This is a genomic window from Paenibacillus sp. R-74696, assembly GCF_055814915.1.
Map to the genome: position 1 here is coordinate 48615 of NZ_JBPULM010000022.1, position 25521 is coordinate 74135.

A 25521-nucleotide genomic window follows, 5' to 3' on the forward strand; every position below is an offset into this window, starting at 1 on the left:
TAACAATATAGAACGGTCAAAAGAGGTTTTATTCATTTATGACAAAATTGATGAACATCATACAGGCAAAACATATAACACGTTTTAAATATATAACGATCATGCTATTGATTTTTGCTGTATTAGTTGGCATGAGATGGGCGTGGTCTGTCGTTTTTCCCATGTCTGACCAGCAACCGCGTGCCGTTGGCGGTGTGCTTGACCTTCGCGGTATCGATTTAGAAAATTCCCCCGTGCTAAATTTGAATGGAGAATGGCAGTTTTATCCTGAAAAATTCTTAACGGGCAGCGAGCTTTTGGAGACGGAATCCGATGCAAGTCATGTTGTCGTTCCAGGCGATTGGAGCAGCGCGCTGCCGTATCATTCAAGCAACTCGTACGGGTATGGAACGTATCGTCTTCGCATTTTGATCGATCCGCTTCAGATTCCTGTTTCATTCTGGTTCAAAAAAATTCAGGCGGCGTCAGAAATTGAAATTAACGGAAAAAATGATGGGGGCAAGGGCAAACTTGCCGATGCTGCAAATGAATATACGCCAAAAAGCGCCTCGTTCACCTCTACTTATGGCATTGAAGGAGCGACAGAGATCGAATTGGTCATTCGTGCAGCCAATTTTGACAGCCCTTATCAGGGCGGTATTGTAACGCCGATTCGCTTTGGCACTGCGGCCACTATTGATTTTGTACGCTGGTACTCTATTGGGTTTCAGATGCTCGTTTTTCTTATTCTGCTGCTTCATTGTGCATATGCTTGCATCCTCTACCTATTAAGTCCGCAAGAGAAGACCTTGTTGTTCGCAGCGCTATTAACATTATCCGTTGGCATTACCATTCTAATTGGTCACGACAATATACTTTTATTATGGCTACCGATCAACTATACTTGGGCGTTCAAAATTAGACTGATCACTCTGCTGTGGCAAAATATATTCCTGCTGCTGCTATTCAATAGCTTCAACACCGCCCCACTGCGAGAGAACTGGTTCCGCACATACAATGCGGCCATCGTTGTTCTTACCGTCATTTTTCTAGTTTCGCCAGTCTCTATCGTTTATAGACTTATCCATTTCAATGTATTGAATACGATAAATTTCATCTCATTCGCCTGGTTTATCTACATAGTAGGAACGATGTTTTTGCAAAAAAATAAAGATAATGACATCATTTACTTGCTGTTATCTGCAGCAGGCATTCTTTCCAACTTATTATGGAGTATGGCTGAGAATATAAGAGATGTTACCACCGTCTACTATCCCCTCGACATTATTTTTGCCATTATTGGCTTTTCGGCCTATTGGTTTAAAAAATATTTTCGAAATGCGATAGAAAACAGAGACTTGAACAAGCAGCTGCAAAAAGCGGATAAAATTAAAGACCAATTTTTGGCTAATACATCTCATGAGCTCCGTACCCCGCTGCACGGCATTATGAATATTGCTTACAACGTGGTCACCAAAGAGAAGTCTAGACTTGCGAAAAGCAGTCTTGAGGACATGCAGCTCCTCATTACGATCAGCAGGCGAATGTCGCAGCTGCTTGGCGATCTTCTCGATGTTGCTCGGCTTCAGGAACAACGCATTGTTTTGCAGCGGGAGCCCTTGAGCATTCAGGCTATCGCACCCGGTGTTATCGCGATGCTGCAATTCATGAAGGAGCACAAGCCAATTAATCTGCATATGGATATATCCGAATCGCTGCCCTTCGTTATGGCTGATGAGAAAAGGCTCGTTCAAATTTTATATAACCTGCTGCATAATGCCCTCAAGTATACGGAGGAAGGAAGCATTGCCATCTCAGCCGAAATGAGAGACAAGCAAGTGATTATTCATATTTCCGATACGGGACTCGGTATAGATAAAGAAACGCAGGAGAAGATTTTTCTTCCTTATGAGCAAGGTTCTTTTGGAATAAGCGACGGGCAAGGCATTGGACTGGGCTTAAGTATTTGCAAGCAGCTTGTCGAGCTGCACGGCGGAGCATTGACGGTTCGCTCTGAATTGGGCAAAGGCTCTGTATTCAGCTTTAATCTTCCGTTGGCAGATGAGGCTAAGCTTCCGCTAGCGCAGTTCCCGAAAACTTCTGGACAGGTGCCCGCAATCATGGAGGAGACGCCCGCTGGCTTCCTGCTCCCGCATCATTTCTCAGGAGAAATAGAGGCTGCAGCCACAATTGCGCCGCTGCTTAAGGAAGAGTACACCCATATTCTTGCCGTTGACGACGATCCGATCAATCTGAATGTTCTCGGGAGCATTCTTTCGACCGAACCGTACACCCTTACAACCGCCCGTTCCGGGCGTGAAGCGTTGCAATTGCTTGGGACAAGGCAGTGGGATTTGCTTATCGCTGACGTCATGATGCCACAAATGTCCGGCTATGAATTAACGCAGAAAGTAAGAGAGAAGTTTTCCATGTCGGAGCTGCCCGTATTGCTTCTAACCGCACGCAGCCAGCGAGCCGACATTTACACCGGATTTTCAGCGGGAGCAAGCGACTACGTGACGAAGCCCGTAGATGCTCTGGAGTTAAAATATCGGATCAGAGCATTGATAGCACTGAAGCAATCCATTAATGAGCGTCTCCGTATGGAGGCCGCCTATTTGCAAGCGCAAATTCAGCCTCACTTCCTATTCAACACCCTTAATTCATTAATGGCATTAAGTGATATTGATACGGAAAGCATGCGCAAGCTGGGTGAGGCTTTCTCGTCCTTTTTACGAATTAGCTTTGATTATCTCAATACAGGAGAGTTAGTAGAGCTGTCTCATGAGCTCGCGCTCGTCGAAGCCTATCTATATATTGAAAAAACGCGGTTCGGGAATCGGCTGTCGATTGAATGGGAGGTGGAGCCGGAAATTCGCCTGCTGCTGCCCCCGCTCTCTATTCAGCCGCTGATCGAAAATGCCGTCAAGCACGGTCTCCTCAGCCGAAACGCGGGAGGTACGATTCAGCTTTCCATCACTCGCCGAGAGGGTTTTACCCTTATTGAAGTAAAGGATAATGGCAAGGGGATGGATCAGGAGAAGGTCGCCCAATTGCAAAATGCTGCATTGAGTGAAAAAGCCGGAATTGGCATCCCTAATACGAATCGACGATTGCAGCAGCTATACGGCCAGGGCTTGTCCATTGTGAGCAGCATTAATGAAGGAACAACGGTGTCGTTTGTTATACCGGATCGATAGGCGCATCCCAGCAGTGCTGTAGCTGAAAAATTGGAAAAGCTCCGGATAGCGTGTTTAAAACGCTGGTCACGCATAGCGGAAACAGCCTCTACATTTTTGTCATTCCCGTTGGGGCTGAGCTGGATATGAAGAAAGCGGCCAAAGCGGCCGGAGAGAAGAAGCTTGAAATGCTTCCAGTGAAGGATTTGTAGAAGTGGACGGGCTACATACGCGGCGGCTGTTCTCCAATCGGTATGAAAAAACGGTATCCTACCTTTATCGACAGCAGCGCTGAATTACAGGAGACGATCGTCGTCAGCGCCGGGAAGATTGGCCTGCAGTTGGAGCTTCCCCCTGAACAGCTCGCTGCTACTGTCGCAGCATTATTTACTGAGGTTAAAATAAGCAGCTAGGGGCTGCTAATCAAATTAGCAGCCCCTAAACAACTGTAAAAAGGTACTTCTACCCGTTACGCCGGGAATCCGCCCCCTGGTGGCGGCCATGCACCATAAAAGCGGCGCAGCAGCACAATTTCACCCAGATGGTACGAATTGTGGGATGCAATATTGCGCAACAGACCCGCCTTTGTCTCACCCGGAAAATAAAGAAGCGGCTCATCCAGCTGTGCGGTTTCGGCCATAGCTACTGCTTGATCAACTCCGGCCAGAAAGGCCTGAATATCCGCCTGCCAAGATATCTCATCTTGCGGAGCGGTCTCTTCAGGCCAGCTCTCCATGACGTTTGCGGGAAGCTGCGGCTTACGTCCTTCCAAATGCTCCAGCATGAAATGCTGCCAGTAATGCATATGTTTTAGCAGCTGGTAGATGCTGTAAGGCATATTTTGATGTACGCGCCCAGCTAACTCAGCATTAATGTCAGGTAAAGCACGGGCAATACGGATATGACCGCGTTCCCCTACCAGCGATTTGACAAGGGCTTGGCCAAATAAATGATTTGCATTGGACATGTATCTTCATCCTCTCTTGTAGACCCTTCTGCCACAGGCATGAATGATCTGTATTAGATTGTACCTCTTCGTGAAAAGCGATGTCCAGTTTGCTCTCCTATGCTCATAACCAGCTAACTCTGCTTCTCCTAGCACTTTCGACTAAAGCTATCGCTGAGGAGCTTTTAGCCATACGTATTTCTGAAAATAAAACGGCGGCAGCTCCCGAGCATAATTTCGGGAGCCTCCGCCGTATTTTTATTTCGCTGATTTTTCAGCTGGTTTCTATTGCTTATTCTACGAATGCGGCCAAAATCGTTGCGACTTCAGCTCGGGTAATGCTGCCCTGTGGTTTGAGCGTACCATCGTCGTAGCCATTCAGTACATTTGCCGTGGACAAGGCGGCTATCGCCTCCTTCGCCCACTCTGAAATCGCTGCATCATCAGTAAATGTAAGCTCATTACTATCCCCACTGAGCGCAAGCTTTTCTTTCATAATGCGGTATACAAGCACAAAAGCTTCCTCTCGTGTAATGGCATCGCCAGGCCTGAACATGCCAGAGGCATCGCCGCTAACAATTCCCGCTTCACGCAAAGCATGAACCGCCTCACTGTACCAAGCATCTGCCGATACATCGCTGAAGCTTGCCGTTGATCCAGCAGCAGCAGTAGAGTCGAGACCAAGCATGCGATAGGCGACCGCCACAAATTCAGAACGACTCATCGCAGCATTTGGCTTGAAGCTGCCGCCTGGATAACCCTTCATTAATCCTTTTTCCGTCAGCTTTGTAATCGAAGCGCTTGCCCAATGGTTCGCTGTATCGTTAAAAGCGCTAGTCGGCGGTGTGCTAGGTGCCACACTCGGTTTTGGACTAGGTGTTGCTGGCGTCGAACTTGGCTGGGTCCCTGTTGAACCCGAGCTTGGTGTCGTCGGTGTTGGTGTTGGACTAGGTGTCGGTGTCGGTGTCGGTGTCGGTGTTGGTGTCGGTGTTCCACCACCGTTATCTTCCCCTGCGGTTACCATCACTGCCGATACGGCGATAAATCCACCATCTACCGTGGCAACGCTAATATTGGCTGTACCTTCTCCAATTGCCTGCACACGGCCTGCTGCATCCACCACTGCCACCGCCGAATTACTGCTCGACCAAACAACAGATTTATTCGTCGCAGCCGCAGGCGCAACATTTGCTGTAAGCTGCGCTCCTTCCCCTGCTTTCAGTGCAAGCGCTGAAGGCGTTAGCTGCACACCGGTTACTTTCGTTCCTGACTCGGACTGTCCGGCCTTCGGTACACTTACAAGCAGGCGGTCATATTCCGCTTGTGTCACGGGAATAACGGTACCGTGGCGCGGCCTTGACGGCAGGTCATAATTCGTCGATATTTTCCATTCCCCTGAATCGAGGTCTGTTGTCTCGAACGGCACATAGCCTCGGCCGCCGAATTCATCGATGAACATATACCATTTTTCCTCCGTATTGGACTTGAATATGGTCGGACCTTCCCCCTGGCCAATTTGTCCGCGCCCAATGCCCTCCTTGATCAGCTTAAAGCTGCTGTCAAAGACGCTGCTGCCTGACTCCTGAAAAATAAACTTCCCATTCGGCGTCGCACTGCTAGTGCTGCGCTCATCCTTTGTAAAACGATATACTTTGCCATCATGCCCAATCATCGTCGTATCAATAATCGAATAACCATCATTCATATACTCGACCGGCTTCGAGAACGTATAGAAATCGCGTGTCTTAGCTACCATCATGCGCTGATGCGTACCTACGCTGTGACTCTCATCTTCATACATTTTCGATGCCCAAAATACGGCGTATTCTCCTGTCTTCTCGTCGTAAAACGCTTCAGGAGCCCAAGTATTTCCGGCTTCTGGCGGAGATACCTCTACCATTCGCTGGTTCGACCAATTCACAAGATCCGTCGATTCCCAAACCATAATGGAACGGCTTCCGCTCGTCTGGGAGGCACCCCAATCGCCATTGCCGTAAATTTTCAAATCGGTTGCGATCAGATAAAATTTGTCGCCCTCCGGGGAACGAATAATAAACGGATCACGCAAACCTTTTTCACCCAAATTAGAGGTGATTGCTGGAAGTCCGCCATTCAGCTCCTGCCAATGCAGCGCGTCGTTGCCTTTGCTTAGTGCAAAATAGATTTGCTCGCCGCTTGCCGAGCCTTCCCCTGTAAAATAAGTGAATGCATAGCCTTTATAATCGGCTGGCGCAGGCAGCGGCTTCACCGTCGCTATGAACGCCTTCGAAATAGAGGTTGCGCCATTCGTGATGATGGCGGTCAGCTTAACGGTTACATCCTGTGCGCCATGTGCGGGACGTGCAACCTCGCCTGTTGCCGTGATGACATTAGGCTGCTCGCTGACCCATGCAATGGTAGACCCGTTCGCTCCCTTGACAGGCAGCGTCAAATGACCGCGAACATCGGCCAGATTGTAGATGATTAGGCTTTGCGCATCCAACAGCGCCTTCTCCATAAGACTGGCATCCTTCTCCACAATGACCGTGAAGCTGCGAGTCACCGATTTGGTCCCATCAGTTATCGTAGCAATAAGCGTGACGCTCTGATTGCCTGCCTCGCTGGCAGGACGTAGGATAACACCCGTATTCGAAATCACGCTCGGCGTGCCCGAAACCCAAGTAATTGTCGTCCCATGTCCAGCGCTTGCTGGAAGCTTCAAATTCGTGCGAACGCTATCCTTGCTCGTATTGCCGTTGAGAAAAGCGCTGTAATCCAATTGATTCGCCGCATATTCCAGCGTGAGCCCATCTAGCGCGGCAATCTTCGCAGCTGCCTCCTGCTGAAGCACCCCGATTTCCGCTCCGCTCAAAGCGCCATTGAACAGCTTAAACTCAGCGATCATGCCACCGAAATACGGATCTGTTGCATAAAAAGATTTGCCGATATAACCGCTGATGCCGCCTGCATTTTGTATTTGGGCCATAGTCATGCCGCCCGTTGGTGTTGCTCCTACCATAACGCCATCAATATAGAGCGTTAGCATCTGCTCCTCTTCCGATAAAACCGCCGTTACCAGCTTCCACTGATTAGTCGGCAGACCAGCTGTATGCTGCGCCGCAACCTCGTTGTTCCATGAATTTGTCGCAATGCCCGCGCGCGCATTCGCTGACGACGTATTATAACGCGGTGTAAAATACATATATTTGGTGCTGTTCTGCCCCAATGCGAAGGCCCATTCCGCCCCAGCCTTGCCGCTCCAGTTCATCAGCATGGATACCGTCGTATCGGCCAGGCCATCGGTCGCTCCTTTTGGCAGCTCAATATAGGAGCTGGTCGTGCCGCCTGCGAAGCTGATGACACCATTCTGCCCCGCATGAATCCACTCTGCTTTTTGCGAATTGACCCAAGTGCCATTAAAGCTTCCAGCCAAATCCTTCACCGTTGTGCCATCCACTTGGCCCATATCATAATGGAGAATCGCCTTAGGCGCCTCCGGCTGCTCGCCGCCTCCCGGTGTTTCCGGCATATCCGCTGCAAGCGCAGCAACCTGCTCCTTCGTCAGCGCCCGATTGTAAATACGGAAATCGTCGAGCTTGCCGTCGAACAAGCCGTGACTCGCATTCCGGGATTTCCCGATGTAGTTCATCGTCGTCTGCAGCAGCATGCGCGGCTCTACGTTGAAGGTGCTGCTGCGCGATACTTCTTTCCCGTCCACATACATGACCGCCTCGAAGCCATCGATGGATACCGCCACATGATGCCAAGCACTTGCCGCTGGCTTCGCCGAGCGAAGCGCATATTTATAGCCTGCGCCAAGCAGTGTCGAGTCATTGGCGAACTTCTCTGTGAATGGCGTTACAATAGCAAACTCAAGGCCTCCATTATCGCCTGTCGTGCTCAAATACATCGTATTGCGGTTAGCGGCTCTGCCCGTGTCTGATGCAAAGTCGAAAATCCGCTGATTGAGCTTGTTCTGATCCGCCCTCACCCAAGTCGCAATGGTCGTCTTCTCCAAATTCAAATCGCGAACAAGATTGTCTGGCAGCTTTACATAGCCCGTTGTGCCGTTCAGCTCCACCGAGCTGCCGGAGTCGCCTATTTTATCCGACTGGTTAATGGAGGCTCCGCCAACGAGCTCCGCATCATGTCCTTGACCGGACATATCCTTCACAAGCGTGCCCGTTACGCTGCTGCTGTCGAACGTGTAATGCACGACAGGCTCCTCCTTTTCCACTGGACCAGATACGCCGTATTTCGCTTGCAGCGCATCATATTCCGCCCGCGTCACCGGAATGACCGTGCCGTGGCGCGGCCCTGGCGGCAGTGCATATTGATCCTCAGCGAGCAGATTATCCCTGAATTGCGCTCCGTCCTCCAGATTGTTCGAGACGCGCACATGATAGGGCCAGGAATCGAGGAACATATACCATTTATTGTCCCGAATACCCTTGAATACGGTAGGCCCTTCGTTATTGCCGCCATGTCCAATTCGTCCCTGGTTTCCATTTTTCGTACCGGCAATCGCCGGGAACTGATAGCCATTGGCCGGAATGCCATCCACATCGTCAAAGACGTTTGCTGCCTTCTCGTAATACACCTTGTAGCCGATTTCCGATTTCGTAAAACGATACAGGCTATTGCCCTCCTGTACCATCGTCGTATCAATCGTCGGGAACGCTTCATCCATATACACCTTTGGCTCGGAGAAGGTATAGAAATCCCGCGTTGTCGCGTAATACATGACATTGTATTGCCCCGATGGGCGGCCGCCCGTATACTTACCATACGTATCAGCAACCTTCATCGAGGAAGCCCAGAATACGACGTATTGCCCCGTCTTCTCGTCGTAAATGGCCTCTGGCGCCCAAGTGTTGCCCCCGTTTTTCGGCGCGATATCGACCATGCGCTGCTCGCTCCAATTGACGAGATCCTCAGATTCCCAAATCATAATGGAATGGCTGCCCGTTATTTGCGCTTGGTCAAAGTTCGTGCTTTCGCCCATGTGCAAATCCGTCGCCAGCAAATAAAACTTATCGCCCTCATGGGAGCGCATAATGAATGGATCGCGCAGCCCCTTCTCGCCAAGTGTCGATTGAATAATCGACTTGCCGTTATTCAGCGCCCGCCACTTGAGCGGGTCCTCGGCTGTCGCAAAGGAAATTTCTTCTCCGCCCTCATATTCCCCGGTAAAATAAGCAAAGAAATACGCGTCATAATCAAGGCTCGGCGGAGCCTGCTTCACGGTCAGGTGGAACAGCCGCTCCACGCTTGCACTGCCTTTTTTCACCGTGGCCTTCAGTGTAACAGCAGCATCCTTGTCCGCAGGACGCAGCACTCTGCCCAGCTGGGTCAGATCGCCCGCCGCCTGTGCCGAGCCTTTCACAATCGCCGGATCGCTGGATTCCCACTCGATGGTGGAGCCATTTCCTCCAAGCTGCGGCAGCGTCAGATTTCCCTTCACCTGATCGGTATGAGGAATGACCAAAGCCTCCATATCCGCCTGAGCGATAGCGCTTTCAGAAAATTCCTTCAATACTTTAAAGCTCAGCACTCGCTGCATGGAAAGCCCCTGATACGTCAGGCTCGCCGTTAACTGCACCGGCTTATCCGCTTCTGACGCCGCTGGACGCGTCACCTTTCCATCCGCGGCGATGACCGACGCATCGCTGGAGCTCCATGCAATCGCTACGCCATTGCGTCCAGTTGCTGGCAGCGTCAGATTTTTCGTAACCGCATCAGCGCTCACATCGCCTGAGGCAAGCATCGTCGCCGGAGCTAGTGCATCCGCTGCTGCTGTTAGCACAAGCTGCTTGAGATTCGCAATTGTGCTGGAAGTCTGCGTATACAGCTCAGATGCCTGCTGCTCATTCAGCGCATAATTGTAGACGCGGAAGTCGCCTACTAAACCGCGATAGAAAGCATCACCCGCGAAAATAGACTTGCCAATATAACCGGAATAATTCGACCCAGTCGCTATAATATCGGCAAGCTTAATGCCCTTCGCCGAGCCGGAGGCGGCCTTCACGCCGTCCACATACAGCGTTATCGTATCCGCTGCACCGGAGAATACGACCGTAACCTGCTTCCAGGCTCCGGCTGCAAGCGAGGTAGTGCCTTTCCAAATCGCTTCATTGCGCCAGCCGCTTTTCGATATGCCCGCAGCCACGTAATTGCCTGTGCTGCCATGACGCGGCGTAGCAAACAAATATTTGTTGCCGTTCTCGGGATCGCTCGTCGTGGCGCCCAATCCGAATATCCAGCGATTCGTGCCGTCGTTCTCCCAGTTAACGAGCGAGGAAATCGTGACATCGGTTAATCCGCTCAGCAGATCCTCGCCGCCAGCGCCTTTCGGTATTTCAATATAGCCGCTGTTCGCGGAAGCAGCGCCTCCGTTAAAGCCAGCAAAACCGGCAGACCCATCCGCTACAAGCTGGCCGTTCGACGGATTGCGGAAAATGCCATCATATGCGCCTGTTCCGCCAGCTACATTTTTCACAATCGTCTGCCCTGCATCGGTCGCCGTCGTTTTCATATCATAGTGTAAAATCAGGCCTGGCTCGTACACCGACTCCGCTGCCGACATGCCTTCATTCGGATTTGCAAGCTCCTCCTCCATTGCCCAAGCCGCGCGTGGCGCAAGCCCCGTCAGCGTGCTGAGCAGCATAGCGGCAATCAGCAGCACCGCTGCTATTTTTCTACGCTTCATGTTTCCCCTCCTAGATGTATGCGTTTTCATTGGTTCGTATTAATTAAATAGCATAGCGCCCCACTTCTCAATGGGATTATTTATGCCAGTCGTTTAATTTTTTGTTCAATTCAGGATAAGCGATATTAAAAATAGAATAAGCAGGCTAAAAGGTTGTTTTTCACCTTTTATAAGGAGGCAATTAGTGCGATTTGTGAAAGCGAGGGTTTGTTTACTGAGGAGGCTGAAGATGCTGGCCGTCTGGCCAGCATCCATGGTCTATATGGAAAAAACGCGGCCTTGATAGCGATGAACTTGCTCGAAGCCAGCCCGCAGCGCCACTTTTTGAGAGCCTTCATTATCTGATGAGCAATCCCAATAGGGTATATAGCCATTTTTTACGATTTCATGGACGACCAGACTCGCCAGATGCTCCCCCACGCCCTTCCTCTGATGCTGGGGAAGGGTTTCAATGCCTATCGCATGCGTATCCCCGGTCACAAAACTGGAGTAACACAGACCTATGATTTCCGACCCATCTATCGCGGCAAAGCCATATCCTTTTTCCAAAAAATGATCTTTCGAAGACCAAAATAGCTCAAGCGTGTCTTTCACAAATGCTAGATTCGTACACGGCAAGTCATCCCAATCCGCTGTTTTGAGATCAATGGTCTTAATCCCTCTTGCGCTTGGTACCGGAGGCTCTTGTAACAGCTTGAATACGAACTGCTCAAACGAATACAGGCTTCTAGAGGGGAAAATCTCACCCAGCCTCCATTTGTCATGTTGACCAGAACATTCAAAATGCTGTAATCCAGCCTGGCGCATTCTAGGTGCCACATGAGTATTAATATAATCATCCAGCTCAGCGATAAATGTCGGATTCGTAGCGTCGCCGATTAAGTAGAATCCCTGAATCCCCTTGCTCCATACTAAGGCCGTCCTCGGCTGAGCCATTTGGTCTACAAAAATCCAGCCCGGGTTATTTCCTTCAATGACGGAAACCATCTCGGGATGCATAAAATGATCTTCAAGAAGCGGCCTTGCTTTATAAAAATCAACTTGGGCTAATTCATACATTTGCAGCACTCCTCAATATTAGAAATAGAAGAATCATTCATCTTCCTGCAGCCATTTACCTTAAAATACCATTATATCACCGATCCATAGAGCAATCGCATTTTTGGAAAAAATGGATTGAACAATTATATTTAACGAGTTAAAATTTTCATATAGATATCAATTAGAGGAGCTAAATAAATGAAAAAAATGCTGCTCAGCCTGCTGGTCATGTGCCTGCTGCTGACGGGCTGTATGTCAGATGCCGCCAATGGCTTCAATTCCAGCATTAAGCTGCTTAAATATGCTTGGCAGACGCCGGAGAAGCTGTCCGTGCAGCAACTAAAGCAAAAATACGGCGAAACCAGCAAGAAACCGATCATGCCGCTCTACAATGTAGCAAAAGATAGGAAGTTCGAGTTTAATTTCCAATCCGATTTGTCGCAACTCGACATTTTAAAATGGGAGGAAACGATCACCGTTCATACCGATCGGCAGGCGCTGCCCTCCAGCCAAATGGCTTCATTCAACCGGGTCACCCCTGTAGAGGGCAACAAAAGCATGATTACGGTCGAGCCGCTGGATTCAGGTGTGCTGCCGCTTCCTTCCGCTTCCTCCTATAATCAATTGGGCTGGGGCAACGCGCCGATTTATTATCTCCGCATTGATTATGACATGGCTTCCACTACGCCCCAAAAGCTGGAGGAGCCGCTCATTATCCCATTCACGGTACAGTCCAAGCTGCCCGTTCCGAATCTCAGCTATGAAATTAGCGAGGAGGGCAGGCTAAAGCTCGTCTGGGATAAAATAACAGGGATCAGCGAATACAAGGTGTATCAGACCTTCCCCGAAGCTCGGAAAACGGATGGCGTAACAAGCGCTCCCGGCAAAAAATCCGCTTTTTATTTGGAGTCCCCAGTCCTGATTGAGCGGGTCAAAGGAACGGAGCTAGACGATTTTGGCGATACCACTTACGACCAAATAGAGCTCGATAGCGGCGAGAGCTTTACACTCGCGCAAAATACCGGAGTACAGGGCAACTTCTATGTTACCGCCGTCGCAAACGGCAAGGAATCCAACTTCAGCGTTCCCGTCGTGACGGCCGATCTGTCGAGCCAGCTTCCGACGGAGGTTGTGGACGAATATGAAGGAGAGCTGTTCGGCAACACCTACGAGTACGTGGATGATCTGCCCTACAGTGTCGAAGTAAAGCATACCGATGGCTCTATCAGCTTTAAGGACATCGTGTATGAAACGGATGAGCTTGTCCTTGAGCCATTGAGCCCCCTGCGCATTCCGTATTCCATTAAAGGCACGGCGCTGACAGGCGTCGTCTGGGTTGAAGACGTCATCCTTGAGGATATCGATTATATCGCTTCTTGGTATGAAGACGAGGATGGGGAAGCCGAGGGTACAGCTAATACTGGCTATGTTCAGCCGGAAAATACGACCTATTTTATACCGGATGCCAATGTGCCGACGATTATTACTCGCTTCACCAAAGCGTCTTCAGCCACAGACAATCTGATTGATCGGCAAATCGATAATACGCGCCGGGTCGTCGCCAAGGGCGATAAAGCAACCGTCCCAACCGACAAGCTGCTGGAGAAGCTGCATATTTCTGCTGACTCGGCACTGGAAGAATATTTGGCTCGCAACTTGATGATCGGAGAGGAAGACATTTCGCTCATGTCCTTTCCCGAAGCGCAAAATACCGAGGTTCTCATTGATGTCGTCGAGAAGGTCATGTACCAAAATCCTTATATTATCGGGCTGGCAAGCTACGGCTACGATTACCGCACACTTACGCTTTATGTGTCCTACGAGAATCCCGTCAAGGAGATGCGCGCGAAGCAGCGGGAAATTATGCAGGAGGCCGAGCGCATTATTGCAGCCACCATTACGCCTGAAATGAGCGACGAGGAAAAACGGCTGGCGCTTTATGACTATTTGAACGATACGACGGTGTACGATGATGAGGCGCTGGATAATGCGTATAAATATGATTTTCGCAAGGTGGACCCCGAGTTTTATGATGCTTACAGCACCTATGGCATTATGATCAATAAACTCGGCGTCTGCATGAGCTATGCCTACACCTACAAGCTGCTGAACGATCTCGCTGGCGTGGAGACGATTGTCGTAACCGGCTATTTGGATGGCGTTCCGCATGCGTGGAACAAGGTTAACATTGAAGGAGAATGGCTGAACGTCGATCCGACCAACAATGCGACCAATTCTGACGTTCCCTATATGCTGTATAACGCCAACGATACTACTGCAATCAATGAGGAATATATAGAGGATGTCTCTTACTGGCTGGATGATGAGCTCGATCAATATACGGGCGAGAGCAATAAATACGACTACTATGTGAAAAATGGTCTCGAAGTGACTTCCAATAAGCAGTTTCGTATCGAATTGAAGAAGCTCGTGCAAAGCGGTCAGGAGCAAATTATTTTGCGCCTCTCCCCTGAGGTTGATTATTCAGAAATGCTGGATGACACTTGGGATATTGTATGGGAGGAAGTACCTGATCAATATGATGATGCCGAAATGTATTATATGGGCAGCTACGTGCTGCTGGAATTATAAGGTTTGACGAAGCAAAGCCCGCTCCTTCAGCTAACGTTGAAGGAGCGGGCTTTTGTTGATTCGGCTAAATTTACCGCTGTTCCGCAGTTGGTCTTCGCATCGTATGATGCGTAAGCTTCATGAAGGGCTGGAGGCCCAGCGATTCCGCGAGGCGGATCGAGGCAGTGTTCGTCTCCAGCACATGGTATCTCGGCCTCAGCCCACCATGCTGCAAATGCTCCAAGGCCGCAGCCACAAGCTGCCTCGCCAAGCCTTGCCCACGCCAGCGCTCCCGGGTATGGACTCCTGCAATTTCCCAAACGTCGTCATAGTTGCAAAAAATAAAGCAACCGGCAGCAGCTTCACCTTCCCGGTATATGATGAAGGCATAGGCGCCTGCGGCAAAATAGTCTCGAAGCTCCTCCGGCGTATAACCGTTGCTGCAAAGCAGCGGCAGCAGTTCCTCTGCCAGCGCCTCCTGCTTCACAACGTCCTCATTCCTAATCCCTTTATGCTGCTGCACGCTGCTGCCTGTTAGCTCGTTTTGGCTCGTATAGGAAATATAAGCTCTCGCCTGCTCCAGCTCGTAATAGTGGGCAAGCTGTTCCCGATACTCATCCTTCTGCAGCTTGAACACAAGGCGGGCTCCTGCGGGAACCGCCTCAAGCAGCTCAAGCAGCAGCGACTGCTCCGTATACGCGACAAAAACGATAAAGTTGGTGCCGGGATACGTCTGCTGATCATAGGGATAAGCTTCGACTGGCAGCAGTAGGAGCAGCCCCCATCGCGACGTTCCAGAGTCCTTAATGAGCTTGCTGATGATGGATGCCTCATAAGCCTCGATCATTTTCAGCAGCGTAATGTTCGTAAGCGTATCCTGTTCCAGAAGCGGCACGATTTGATCCAGATGCTGCATGATTGCTCTCCCCTTTTATACGAACCATATCATAGCTGCACAGGGGGTTCAAACTATCCTCTTAAATGAAGCCGCCATTCACTCGCATCGTCTGCCCCGTTACCCACTGCGACTCCTTGCTTGCCAGAAACAGCACTACTTGAGAAATGTCTTCCGGCTCGCCTAGCCGTCCAAAGGAGTTGGCATTACTGATTGCCTTTATTTGCTCCTCCGTCTTTCCAACTTTAAACAGCTCCGTATTGACGGGCCCTGGTGCAATGGCATTAATCGTAATGCCTTTCGGTCCAAGCTCCTTCGCAAGCTGACGGGTAAACTGCTCTACCGCCCCTTTCGTTCCCGCGTAGGTGCTGTAGGTCGGGAACATATGGCCCGCCACCGACGTTGAAAAGTTAATAATGCGCCCGTTCTCCTTCATATGCAGTGCTGCTTGCTGTATCGTAAAAAAGGTGCCTTTGACATTAATTTCAAACTGCTTGTCAAAATCCTCTTCCGTTATGCTTGCGAGCGGCTTGTTAATCATAATGCCTGCGTTATTGACCAAAATGTCTATCTGTCCATACGCTTCCAATGTTTTGTCGAACAGCTCTTTGATTTCCGCCACCTTGCTAATATCCGCTCCAATCGCTTTCGCTTCCCCGCCATTGCGTTTAATTCCGGCGACTACTTCGTCCGCTTTTTCCGGGCTGCTTGCATAATTGACAACGACCTGGGCCCCATGCGAAGCCAAATCCTCGGCGATTTTCTGCCCAATGCCTCTCGATGCACCCGTAACTAAAGCCACTTTACCCGTTAAACTTCTCTCCATCCGTGGTCCCATCCTTTGTCGCGAGGAATTATTCCTCGTTGTTGTTGACTTGAGTATAAGCGGACACATTACGAATGTCAAATAACAAATATTATTTTTTGTCATTTATACTGATTAAACACAAAAAAATACGCCTGTTAGAAACGGCTGCCGGAGGATTAATCCGATCTGTTTCTAAAGGCGTATTCATTGTAATCCGGCAAGCAGCAAGCTCCATACGGCATCAAAATCTTGATTGATTTCCTTGCTCGACCATTCGCGCACAAATGCCGGATGATGAAATTTCGTTGTCGCGTGAAAAATAGCCCTTGCCATCGCATGCGCATCACCCGGCTTAAACTCGCCGCTGTCCATGCCGCGTTCTACAATGACGGCAATCTGCTTGACCAAGTGATCGACATGCTCCGCAATTAAATCAACGGCTTCCAGCGTTACCGCCGAGTACATCGCAAACATCTCCGCATCCTCAAGCGCATACATCCGTTTCTTCTGCATGAGCGCCTCAAGCCACGAACGCAATTGTACAGCAGCGCTGCCGTCCGTTGCAGCCGCAATTCCTTCCAGAGGCTCGGATACGCTTTTATCCAGCCATCTCTCGGTAACTGTCTCTCGAAGCGCAGCTTTGCTGGCAAAATGCCTATATAAGGTACCATGACTGACCTGAAGAAACTTCGCGATATCCGTAACGGACGTTTTTTCTGGGCCATACCGCCGAAGCACCTGTTCCGCAGCGTCCAAAATCGCTTCCTTCGTTAGCGGCGTCTCATTTGCCATTGTTATCCCCTTCTCCACCAATTTGGTGCTTCAACCATAACATACAGCCTAGTTCAATACAAATGTCAATATCTCAATTTTGTCAGTCGAGTTTTATTTGCCTCCTACAAAAATAAAGCCGATAACGATGCAGCGCGATTGCTTGGAGGAGCGCTTTGCTTGATGCGCCCTTCCACTACGCCTGCTGATCGTAATCGGCTCTACCCATTATTTCCGTGCAGGCTGCACCTTAAGCAGCTTGCCTTTAACCGTCGTATTTTTCATCGCTTGCAGTACAAGCTGGCCTTTGCCATTCAAAATCTCCACATAGGTCTTATTGTCTTCAATCGTAATAATGCCGATATCGACAGCTGTCATGCCCTCAATCTTCGCAATGGTGCCCACGAAATCAACCGCCCTCAGCTTGTTTTTCTTGCCGCCGTTGAAATGCAGCTTGAGGATGTCCGCACTCAGCTGTGACTTCTTGTCTTGCTTCAATTCGGGACTTGCTTTCAGCTTCAGCTCAAAGCTCTCCCTGCGGCTGTCCACAACATCTTCGGGCGGAGCCTCCGCCTGACGGATTTCAAACCCAATATACGCCTCAACATTCGCGAGAAAAGAATCCTCATTTGGCGTCACGAACGAGATCGCCTTGCCTTTGTTACCAGCTCGTCCAGTTCGGCCTGCGCGGTGGACATAGCTTTCCTTTTCCATCGGAAAATCGTAGTTGATTACATGGGAAATCCGATCAATATCAATGCCTCGCGCCGCTACATCAGTCGCTACCAAATAACGAAATTCGCCTCTGCGGAACTCGCCCATGACCCGATTACGGTCATCCTGCTCCATGCCGCCATGAATTTTGCCAATCGGATAACCGAGCTGGGTCAGCTCATGATGCACCTCATCGACATTCACCTGCGTTCGGCAAAAAATGATGCAGCTGTCCGGGTTTTCCATTACCGTCACATCCTGCAGCAATTGAAGCTTGCGGTTATCCCGTACGATAAACAGCGAATGCTCGATTTCAGCCTTCGTGCTGCCCGCTCCTTTAATCTCAATGTCAACGGGATCATTCATGTAGCGATGACATAGACGTTCTACATCCTTCGGCAGCGTAGCGGAGAATAGAAGCGTCACCCGATCCTTGGGCAGCTCCTGAATAATCATTTCCAGCTGCTCGATGAAGCCCATGCTCAGCATTTCGTCCGCCTCGTCAATGACGAGGAAGCGCAGCTTCTCCAGATCAATCGTATCTTTTTCGATATGATCCATGATGCGGCCCGGCGTACCGACGACCACATGATTTTTTTGCGTCAGCTGCATGCGCTGCGGGGCAAAGGGCTGCTTGCCATAAATAGCCGTCGCTTTAATTCTTTTGTAACGGCCTATGTTCGTAATATCCTCGGTTACTTGATCAGCAAGCTCGCGGGTCGGTGTCAATACGAGCGCCTGCGGCCGATTTTCGTCCCAATCGACCATTTCACAGATCGGAATGCCGTAGGCTGCCGTCTTGCCGCTGCCGGTGTGCGACTTGACCGTAAGATCGCGCTTGCTCAGCGCAATCGGAATCACTTCGCGTTGTACAACGGTCGGCTGCTTGTAGCCTAAGCTATCCAGCGCCCGGGTAATGTCTTCACTTAATTGATAATCCTTAAAGCTTGCTTCACTCATCATAGAGCTCCTTTGGTGACTGTTGTATAAGCTAGTCAATTAAATATCGTTCTTTCAATACGTTCAAATGGTGCAGCTCGTGACCAGCGATAATGTAGGCGAGAGCCAGTGCCGTTACCTCGGAATTGCTTGCGTTACCGCGCCGTGCCAGTTCCTCATCGGAAAGCTTGCTAAGCAGCTTAAGCGTCGATTGCCTGATCGTCCGATATTCCTCAGTCAGCTCCGCAATCGCAAACTCATTAAACCTCGCGCCCGCTACAAATACCTCCTGCTCAAAACCAGGCAGCGGCGTCGAATCGCCCCGCGAAACCCGCAGCAGGCGATAGCTCATGACGCGCTCGGTATCATTAATATGGCCAATGACTTCCTTAATGCTCCATTTGCCTTCTGCGTATTTATAGTCGCCGCGCTCCTCTGGAATGCTTGCGAGCAGCTCACTTGTCGTATCGTAGGCCTCAAGCAGCACATCCTTAATGCTGACTTCCGGCACCTTTTCAATGTATGTTTGATAAAAAGGGTTAAAGTCATTAATAGAAGGTCGATTGCTCATATTCGTTACCTGCCTTTCTTTATTTTCAAAGCTTCAGTTTCAGAGATTGTAGCATTCCCGCCCCCGTTTGAAAAGAGCGCTGCCGCGTCCTCCCCGCTGCAATCGCAAAGCGGGCTGCTCCCCAAGGCGGAATCCTCCGCCCTAGTGAACAGCCCTCGTCTAACAGGTGGACTTAAGCCCCGCCTGTTATCTTTTTTGCTACTCTAAGCTCTATTATACGCTATTTCGTTGCCACAAACGGTTTATCCTGCGAAACAGCCAGCTGATACAAGTAAATGCCTGTGCCGTCGCCAATCGCATAGTTCATAATCCGCTTGTTGACAGGGGCAAGCTCAGAGCGGTACAGCGTCGGGAATACCGGAACCTGATCGACCATGTATTGCTGCCATTCCTTATAAATGCCTTTGCGCACCTCTACATCAAAGGCTTTCTCCGACACGCCCTCTGCAAGCAGCCTGCTATTCTCCTCCGTCTCAAAACGCGGGAAGTTATAAATCGCATCTTTGCCATATAGACCCGCAGGGTCTACATCGATGCCAACAGACCACGCCGCCTGGTAAACATCAACCGCCGGATCGTCATCGCCATTAGAACCTACACGGTCATAGAAGGAGTTGAACTCGACCATTTCCAGGTTAACATTGAGACCGATTGCGGCCCATGATTGCACATAATAACGGGCCAGTGGCTCAGCAATATCTCCGCCCGTCATCGAAATAAAGTTGATGACCAGCTGGCTGCCATCTGGATTGGTGCGGAATTCACCGTTCAATTTGTAGCCTGCGTCATCCAGCAGCTTTTTCGCCGCTTCCGGATCGTAGGTTACACCTTTGTTCGTAGAATCATGGAACTCTGGGTGGGACGGCGGGATCAGCGTCGTTGCATTCCAGCGCAGGCCGTGATAGAACTTTTTGCCGACAGCATCATTGTCCACCGCCTGCCACATCGCCTTGCGCAAATTCACATCGCCCATTTTCGCCTTGTCATTCGGCTTAACAGCTTTTGCTTCTTTATCCCATGTACCAAGCTTAAAGCCGATATACGTATACGCGCGGTCAATCATGCCGAGGAACTCGACGTTCGACATGCCCGCATTGTCCGGATATTGGTCAACCGGGAACGAATCGACGAGATCAACGCCGCCGCTCTCAAGCTGCTGCACAACCGTCGTCGGGTTGATGACCTTCAGCACAACCTCATCCAGCGCAGGCTCGCCGCGCCAGTAATCGGCATTTTTCTCGAACACGACCGACTCGCCTGGTACAATTGTTTTCACTTTAAAAGGTCCGAAGCCGATCGGCTTCTCGCGCACTTCCTTGGAAGCGGAAATTTTCGCTACCTCCATCTCGCCAAAAATATGCTTAGCCAGCGGATATATCCAAACGCCGCCCGTCAGTAGAGACGGAGTAGACTGAATATACGTAATTTGCAGCTGCTTGTCTCCAAGCACCTTAATGCCAGAAATCGTTTTGGCTTTGCCGTCATGGTATTCCTGCATGCCTTCAATGTTCGTAAAATTGGAATCGTAGCGCGGACCGTCATAGTCCTTGTGACCGATTATCTCATGCGCGAACAGCCAATCCTCAGCCGTTACCGGCTTGCCGTCCTGCCAGTTCACATTGTCGCGAATGGTAAAGGTAAACGTGCGACCATCCTCAGCAACCTCATAGGTAGCTGCCCCATCGTTCGTATAGACGTAGTTCGCATCCCAAGTCAATAGTCCCTCGTCAAACCATTGGAGGACCATCGCATCCGGGTTGCCCGAATAGAAATTGAAGTTCAGCGTTCCTTCAAATGGCGTATCGGACACCAAGCCGTAAGTCACGGAGCCGCCCTTCAGCGCCGTACCTTCATTAATTTTCACCTTGTTAAAATCCTCAATCGAATAAAGACCATCATCTTCAGCTGGCTCTGCATTTGCGCTAGCCGTAGGCTCAGCACTCGCCCCAGGACTTGCGCTCTCAGCCGCCCCGCTTCCGCCATTTGATGTACATGCCCCCAGCATTAGCGCGAGCACAAGCATCAGCGAAACGAATACATACCTTGTCCCCATAACCTTTCTCATTACACCATCTCCTCCTTTTATTAGCCTTTTCTTTGTCTTGCGTCCGTCGCGCGCTTCAGCGCTTGACCAACATTATTTATACTCAACATCAATACCAAAATCAGCACTGACGCGGGTAACCAGATCCACCATCTGCTCTCCAGGGTTTGCGGGTTTCTCGCATAGCTGACTAAGGTACCGAGGCTCGGCGTACTTTCAGGAAAGCCAAAGCCAAGAAAGGAAAGGCCGGATTCAAGGCCGATGTTCGCTGCCAGATTCAGCGTCATAGTCACAATAATAATGGAGCTGAGATTCGGCAGCAGCTGTGTAAACATGATTTTCAAGTGGGAGGAGCCTAGCGTTCTGGACGCCTGAATGTAATCCAGCTCGCGCTCCTGCAGCGCCTTCGACCGAATCAGCCGGGCAATGCCCATCCACAGGAATGCCGTCATAATGAGCGAAAATGAAATAATGCTGTATTTGGGCACGGCGGTTACGAACGCAATAACGATCATGAGCGTCGGCAAAATCATAAAGAAATCGACGAAGCGCATAAACACATTGTCTACGCTGCCGCCAAAATAACCCGACAGCATCCCAATCAGAATGCCGATAATCCCGGTCATCAGCGTCACAATAATCCCGATGGACAAGGAGTTGCGCGTACCGATGATCAGCTGCCCGAATACGTCGCGACCGCCATAGTCCGTCCCCAGCCAATACTCGGCGGAAGGCGGCTTGTACAGCGAGAACAAATCCACGGTCACGATCTGCTTCTGATCCAGCACAAGCGAAATGCCATATACAAAGATGATGATGAGTCCTAGAAAAAGAAAGGAAGCAAACGCCACCTTGTCGCGGACAATTTCCCGCCAGATGATTTTCCAGCCGGAGGGGCTTCGGTCCGCCTCGGCGGTTGCAAGCTTGCTCATAGTTTAAGCCTCCCTGCGCGCTTATTTAATCCGAATCCGAGGATCGACAATGCTCAAAATCATATCCGAAATTAAAGCTCCCAAAATCGATGCGAGCCCATACAGCAGCACCAGCGCCGTCACGACACTGAAATCCCGCAAGGAGATGGAGCTTAGAAACAGCTGTCCCATGCCAGGGTAGCTGAAGATGCTCTCAATAAATACGGTGCCGCCAATCAGGCCCGTAATCTCATAGCCGAAAAAAGCGGCAATCGGCAGCAGCGAGTTGCGTAATATATGACGGTTATAGACGCGGGACTCTGAAGCCCCCTTAGCCCTTGCGGTCAAAATAAAATCACGCTGCTTCGTATCAATAATTTCGCTGCGCAGCAGCTGTACCGTCGTCACGGTCGTAATCAGCGCCATCGACAAAGCGGGGAGCAGCAAATGATAGATTTTGCTAAATACATACGCAGCCGTGCCAGGCTCTGTCCCCGGCTTGACGCTGCCGCCTGTTGGGAACCAGTCAAAGTGAAAGCCGAACAGCCACAGCATAACCAAGCCAAAAATAAACAGCGGTGCAGCAAAGCCCAAGTAGGTATAGCCCGTAATCAGGCGGTCCGCCCAAGTATCGTTGTAGCGGCCACTCGTAATGCCGAGCGGAATCGCGATTAAGTAAGTCAATATCAGCGTCGCGACCGACAGCCAGATCGTATTAAAAATGCGCTGGCCAATGAGCTCGGACACGGGCATTTTGAAGCGGAACGATTGTCCAAAGTCGCCCTGGAGCGCATGGATCATCCAGTTCCAGTACTGCACATGCCACGGATCGTTCAGACCAAGCCGCTCGCGCTGCGCTTCAAGCGCCGCTGGGTCCAGACTCGGATCAACAAGGCCTGTGAGCGCATCGCCGGGCATCGCTTTAGCGAGCAAAAAGACGAGAATGCTAAGTAAAAATAATTGCGGAATCATAATGAATATACGGCGAGCAATCGTTTTCCACATCGCTATCCACCTTTCCCAGGCAGAGCTACTAGATGCGTGCTTGAGATGGGCCTTAGTGAATAGGCCAGGCCCTCTTCGTCAAAATAGTCTCTGTAGGCTTGATCATATTCGGCTTTTACCGCTGCTCTAAACTGTCGTTGCTTCTCTCGCTGTGTAGGGTCGATATCAGGGATGGCTGCAAGGAGCCTCTTGGTGTAAATATGTTGAGGGTTATGAAAAATATCTGAGGTTGTGCCTTGCTCAACATGTCTGCCCTTGTACATAATGCCGATGTGATCGCACATATGCCGGATAATGCCAAGGTCATGGCTGATAAACAAGTACGTGAGGTTTAATTCCTTCTGGATGTCCTGCATAAAATTAAGCACCTGCGCCTGTACGGATACGTCCAGCGCCGATACGGGCTCGTCGGCGATAATCAGCTTCGGCTTCAAAGCAATCGCCCTGGCGATGCCGATCCGCTGCCGCTGGCCGCCGGAAAACTCATGCGGATATTTATAGATCGTCTCCGCGCTTAAGCCTACCTGCTCCAGCAGCTCTCGCACGCGCCGCTTCTCTTCCTGCGGTGACATCCGCTCGAAGTTGCGCAGCGGCTCCGCCACGATGTCGATGACGCGCTTCTTCGGATTAAGCGAGGAATACGGATCTTGAAAAATCATTTGAACATCGCGGCGGGCATTCAGCAAGCTTCGCCTGCCGCCTTCGTTCAAGTCTTTCCCTTCAAACACGACGCTGCCGGACGTAATCGCATTCAGGCCGATGATCGCCCGCCCCGTCGTCGTCTTGCCCGAGCCGGACTCGCCAACAAGTCCGTAGGTGCTGCCCTGCTCAATCGACAAGCTTACGCCGTCAACCGCCTTGACCTCGCCAACCGCTCTGCCGAATAAGCCACCGCGAATCGGAAAATGCACCTTTAAATCCTTAATATCAAGAAGCGCCATAGTCAGCCCCCTTTCCGTCCACTTTAGGAAAATAAAAAGTCCGATAGCAGGTGCAGCGGACGAAATGACCGGGACTTACTTCGTGCATCGCAGGCTCCGCCTCATGCACCGCTTCCTGTATCCACGGAATGCGGGAGCGGAAGCGACAGCCCTCGCGGGGCAGCTTCTGCAAGGAGGGCACGATGCCCTGAATGACATGCAGCCGAGACTTCTCGGCACTGGCCGCCGGAATCGAGCTGAGCAGCGACTTTGTATAAGGATGCTGCGCATTCGAAATGAGCCTATAAATATCGGCGATTTCCACGATCTGCCCTGCGTACATCACCGCTACGCGATCCGCCATTTCCGCCACAACGCCGAGGTCGTGGGTGATGAGGATGATGCCGGCTCCGATATCGCTCTTCAGCTTGCGGATCAGCTCCAAAATTTGCAGCTGGATCGTTACATCAAGCGCCGTCGTCGGCTCATCGGCAATGAGCAGCTCCGGCTCATTGGCAATCGCAATCGCAATGACGACGCGCTGCCTCATGCCACCGGACAGCTCATGCGGATATTGCTGATACGTATGCTCAGGCCGCGGAATGCCTACCTTATCGAGCAGCTCCAGCACCTTCGCCTTGCGCTGCTCCGCCGTCAGCTTGTCGTTATGCAGCAGCAAAGCCTCCTCAATCTGGCTGCCAATAATCATGAGCGGATTAAGCGCCGACAGCGGGTCCTGAAAAATCATGCCCATTTCCTTGCCGCGCAGCTTGTTTAATTTGCTTGGCGGCAGATGAGCCAAATCCTGCCCCTTATAATAAATATGCCCTTCGATTTTCGCCCGCGTGTGGAGCCCCATAATCGAAAAGGCCAATGCGCTTTTCCCCGAGCCGGATTCGCCGACAATCGCTAAAATTTCATTTTTCCTGACGGCTAGCGACACGTCATCCACTGCCGCATAGTAGCGGTCAGCTATACGAAAGGACGTCGTTAAATGCTCCATTCTCAGCAATTCCTCACTCATATTTAATCACCCTAACGAATTATAATTTCGAGCGTCAATTAAATTGATAATTCTGAAAATAATGAAGCGCTTGGCTCGGCATTTCAGGCGAATCTTGCTGTTCGAAGATGGCATCCTGAGCCTCAATCTATGTCACATTTTATATCATTAAGAATAGAGTTACAATACTTTTTATTTATCTTTCTCTCTTTTTTTAACATCTAGTTCGATTTAAGAGATAATGTTAGTCAAGTATTAACATATATGAAGGCGTAATATTTATTTAAAACCTTAAATAAATATTCACAACTGTAAATTAATTAAGTAATAAATTCAATATATTTTTTAATTATAATTCTTCCTGAATTTAGATATTGTGAGTTTTTCATAAAGAAATAACGATTTTCTGCTCAGATCAGACAGGAAAAAGTTGTAAATTCTACTGAAAGCAACAAAATCATGCTTCACCATCCCCTTTTTTTTATTCGCAGGCATGCATAAACGCCCATTACAGGTGGCGCAGCCAAGGTGAAACG

Annotated in this window: 15 protein-coding genes and 1 pseudogene; 3 read left to right on the forward strand and 13 right to left on the reverse strand. The window is 50.2% G+C overall.

The annotated features are described in order from the left end of the window. Positions 1–38: 38 nt before the first annotated feature. Both ACSR9A_RS06290 and ACSR9A_RS06295 read left to right on the forward strand, forming a co-directional pair. Positions 39–3179: a hybrid sensor histidine kinase/response regulator gene (locus ACSR9A_RS06290; protein ID WP_473756223.1), complete on the forward strand. Its 3141-nt coding sequence runs from the start codon at positions 39–41 to the stop codon at positions 3177–3179. A 26-nt stretch (positions 3180–3205) separates the two neighbouring features. Beyond that, positions 3206–3571: pseudogene (locus ACSR9A_RS06295) on the forward strand (YbaK/EbsC family protein); the annotation flags it as partial. A 56-nt stretch (positions 3572–3627) separates the two neighbouring features. Here ACSR9A_RS06295 and ACSR9A_RS06300 read toward each other — a convergent pair. The 3 genes from ACSR9A_RS06300 to ACSR9A_RS06310 all read right to left on the reverse strand — a co-directional run bounded on the left by ACSR9A_RS06300 (position 3628) and on the right by ACSR9A_RS06310 (position 11851). Further along, entirely contained in the window at positions 3628–4125 is a 498-nt protein-coding gene (locus ACSR9A_RS06300; protein ID WP_473756224.1) for a DinB family protein, read from the reverse strand. 271 nt (positions 4126–4396) lie between these two features. Further along, positions 4397–10792, reverse strand: coding sequence for an immunoglobulin-like domain-containing protein (locus tag ACSR9A_RS06305; RefSeq protein WP_473756225.1), 6396 nt, complete (start codon positions 10790–10792; stop codon positions 4397–4399). A gap of 258 nt (positions 10793–11050) precedes the next feature. After that, positions 11051–11851: a GNAT family N-acetyltransferase gene (locus tag ACSR9A_RS06310; RefSeq protein ID WP_473756226.1), complete on the reverse strand. Its 801-nt coding sequence runs from the start codon at positions 11849–11851 to the stop codon at positions 11051–11053. Positions 11852–12031: 180 nt separating this feature from the next. Here ACSR9A_RS06310 and ACSR9A_RS06315 point away from each other — a divergent pair, with 180 nt between their 5' ends. Further along, positions 12032–14425 carry a transglutaminase domain-containing protein gene (locus tag ACSR9A_RS06315; RefSeq protein ID WP_473756227.1) on the forward strand — a complete coding sequence of 798 codons (2394 nt, stop codon included), beginning with the start codon at positions 12032–12034 and terminating at the stop codon, positions 14423–14425. A gap of 70 nt (positions 14426–14495) precedes the next feature. Here ACSR9A_RS06315 and ACSR9A_RS06320 read toward each other — a convergent pair whose 3' ends face one another. From ACSR9A_RS06320 to ACSR9A_RS06365, 10 genes are all read right to left on the reverse strand, one after another. After that, positions 14496–15320: a GNAT family N-acetyltransferase gene (locus ACSR9A_RS06320; RefSeq protein ID WP_473756228.1), complete on the reverse strand. Its 825-nt coding sequence runs from the start codon at positions 15318–15320 to the stop codon at positions 14496–14498. 61 nt (positions 15321–15381) lie between these two features. After that, a complete protein-coding gene (locus ACSR9A_RS06325; RefSeq protein WP_473756229.1) occupies positions 15382–16125 on the reverse strand; it encodes an SDR family oxidoreductase in 744 nt (247 codons plus the stop codon). A gap of 186 nt (positions 16126–16311) precedes the next feature. Next, a complete protein-coding gene (locus tag ACSR9A_RS06330; RefSeq protein WP_473756230.1) occupies positions 16312–16899 on the reverse strand; it encodes a TetR/AcrR family transcriptional regulator in 588 nt (195 codons plus the stop codon). 207 nt (positions 16900–17106) lie between these two features. Further along, positions 17107–18552, reverse strand: coding sequence for a DEAD/DEAH box helicase (locus ACSR9A_RS06335; protein ID WP_473756231.1), 1446 nt, complete (start codon positions 18550–18552; stop codon positions 17107–17109). 31 nt (positions 18553–18583) lie between these two features. Next, positions 18584–19102: a DinB family protein gene (locus ACSR9A_RS06340; RefSeq protein ID WP_473756232.1), complete on the reverse strand. Its 519-nt coding sequence runs from the start codon at positions 19100–19102 to the stop codon at positions 18584–18586. A 220-nt stretch (positions 19103–19322) separates the two neighbouring features. Further along, positions 19323–21167, reverse strand: a complete 1845-nt coding sequence (locus tag ACSR9A_RS06345; RefSeq protein ID WP_473756233.1) for an oligopeptide ABC transporter substrate-binding protein — start codon at positions 21165–21167, stop codon at positions 19323–19325. Positions 21168–21187: 20 nt separating this feature from the next. Beyond that, complete coding sequence (locus ACSR9A_RS06350; protein ID WP_473756234.1) at positions 21188–22078, reverse strand: ABC transporter permease; 891 nt, start codon at positions 22076–22078, stop codon at positions 21188–21190. Positions 22079–22099: 21 nt separating this feature from the next. Next, on the reverse strand, positions 22100–23062 hold the full coding sequence (gene opp4B, locus ACSR9A_RS06355; protein WP_341279608.1) for an oligopeptide ABC transporter permease: 963 nt from the start codon (positions 23060–23062) through the stop codon (positions 22100–22102). Positions 23063–23064: 2 nt separating this feature from the next. Continuing rightward, a complete protein-coding gene (locus ACSR9A_RS06360; RefSeq protein WP_473756235.1) occupies positions 23065–24003 on the reverse strand; it encodes an ABC transporter ATP-binding protein in 939 nt (312 codons plus the stop codon). Then, on the reverse strand, positions 23990–25006 hold the full coding sequence (locus tag ACSR9A_RS06365; protein ID WP_473756236.1) for an ABC transporter ATP-binding protein: 1017 nt from the start codon (positions 25004–25006) through the stop codon (positions 23990–23992). The genes ACSR9A_RS06360 and ACSR9A_RS06365 overlap by 14 nt, the downstream gene beginning before the upstream one ends. Between the last annotated feature and the right edge of the window lie 515 nt (positions 25007–25521).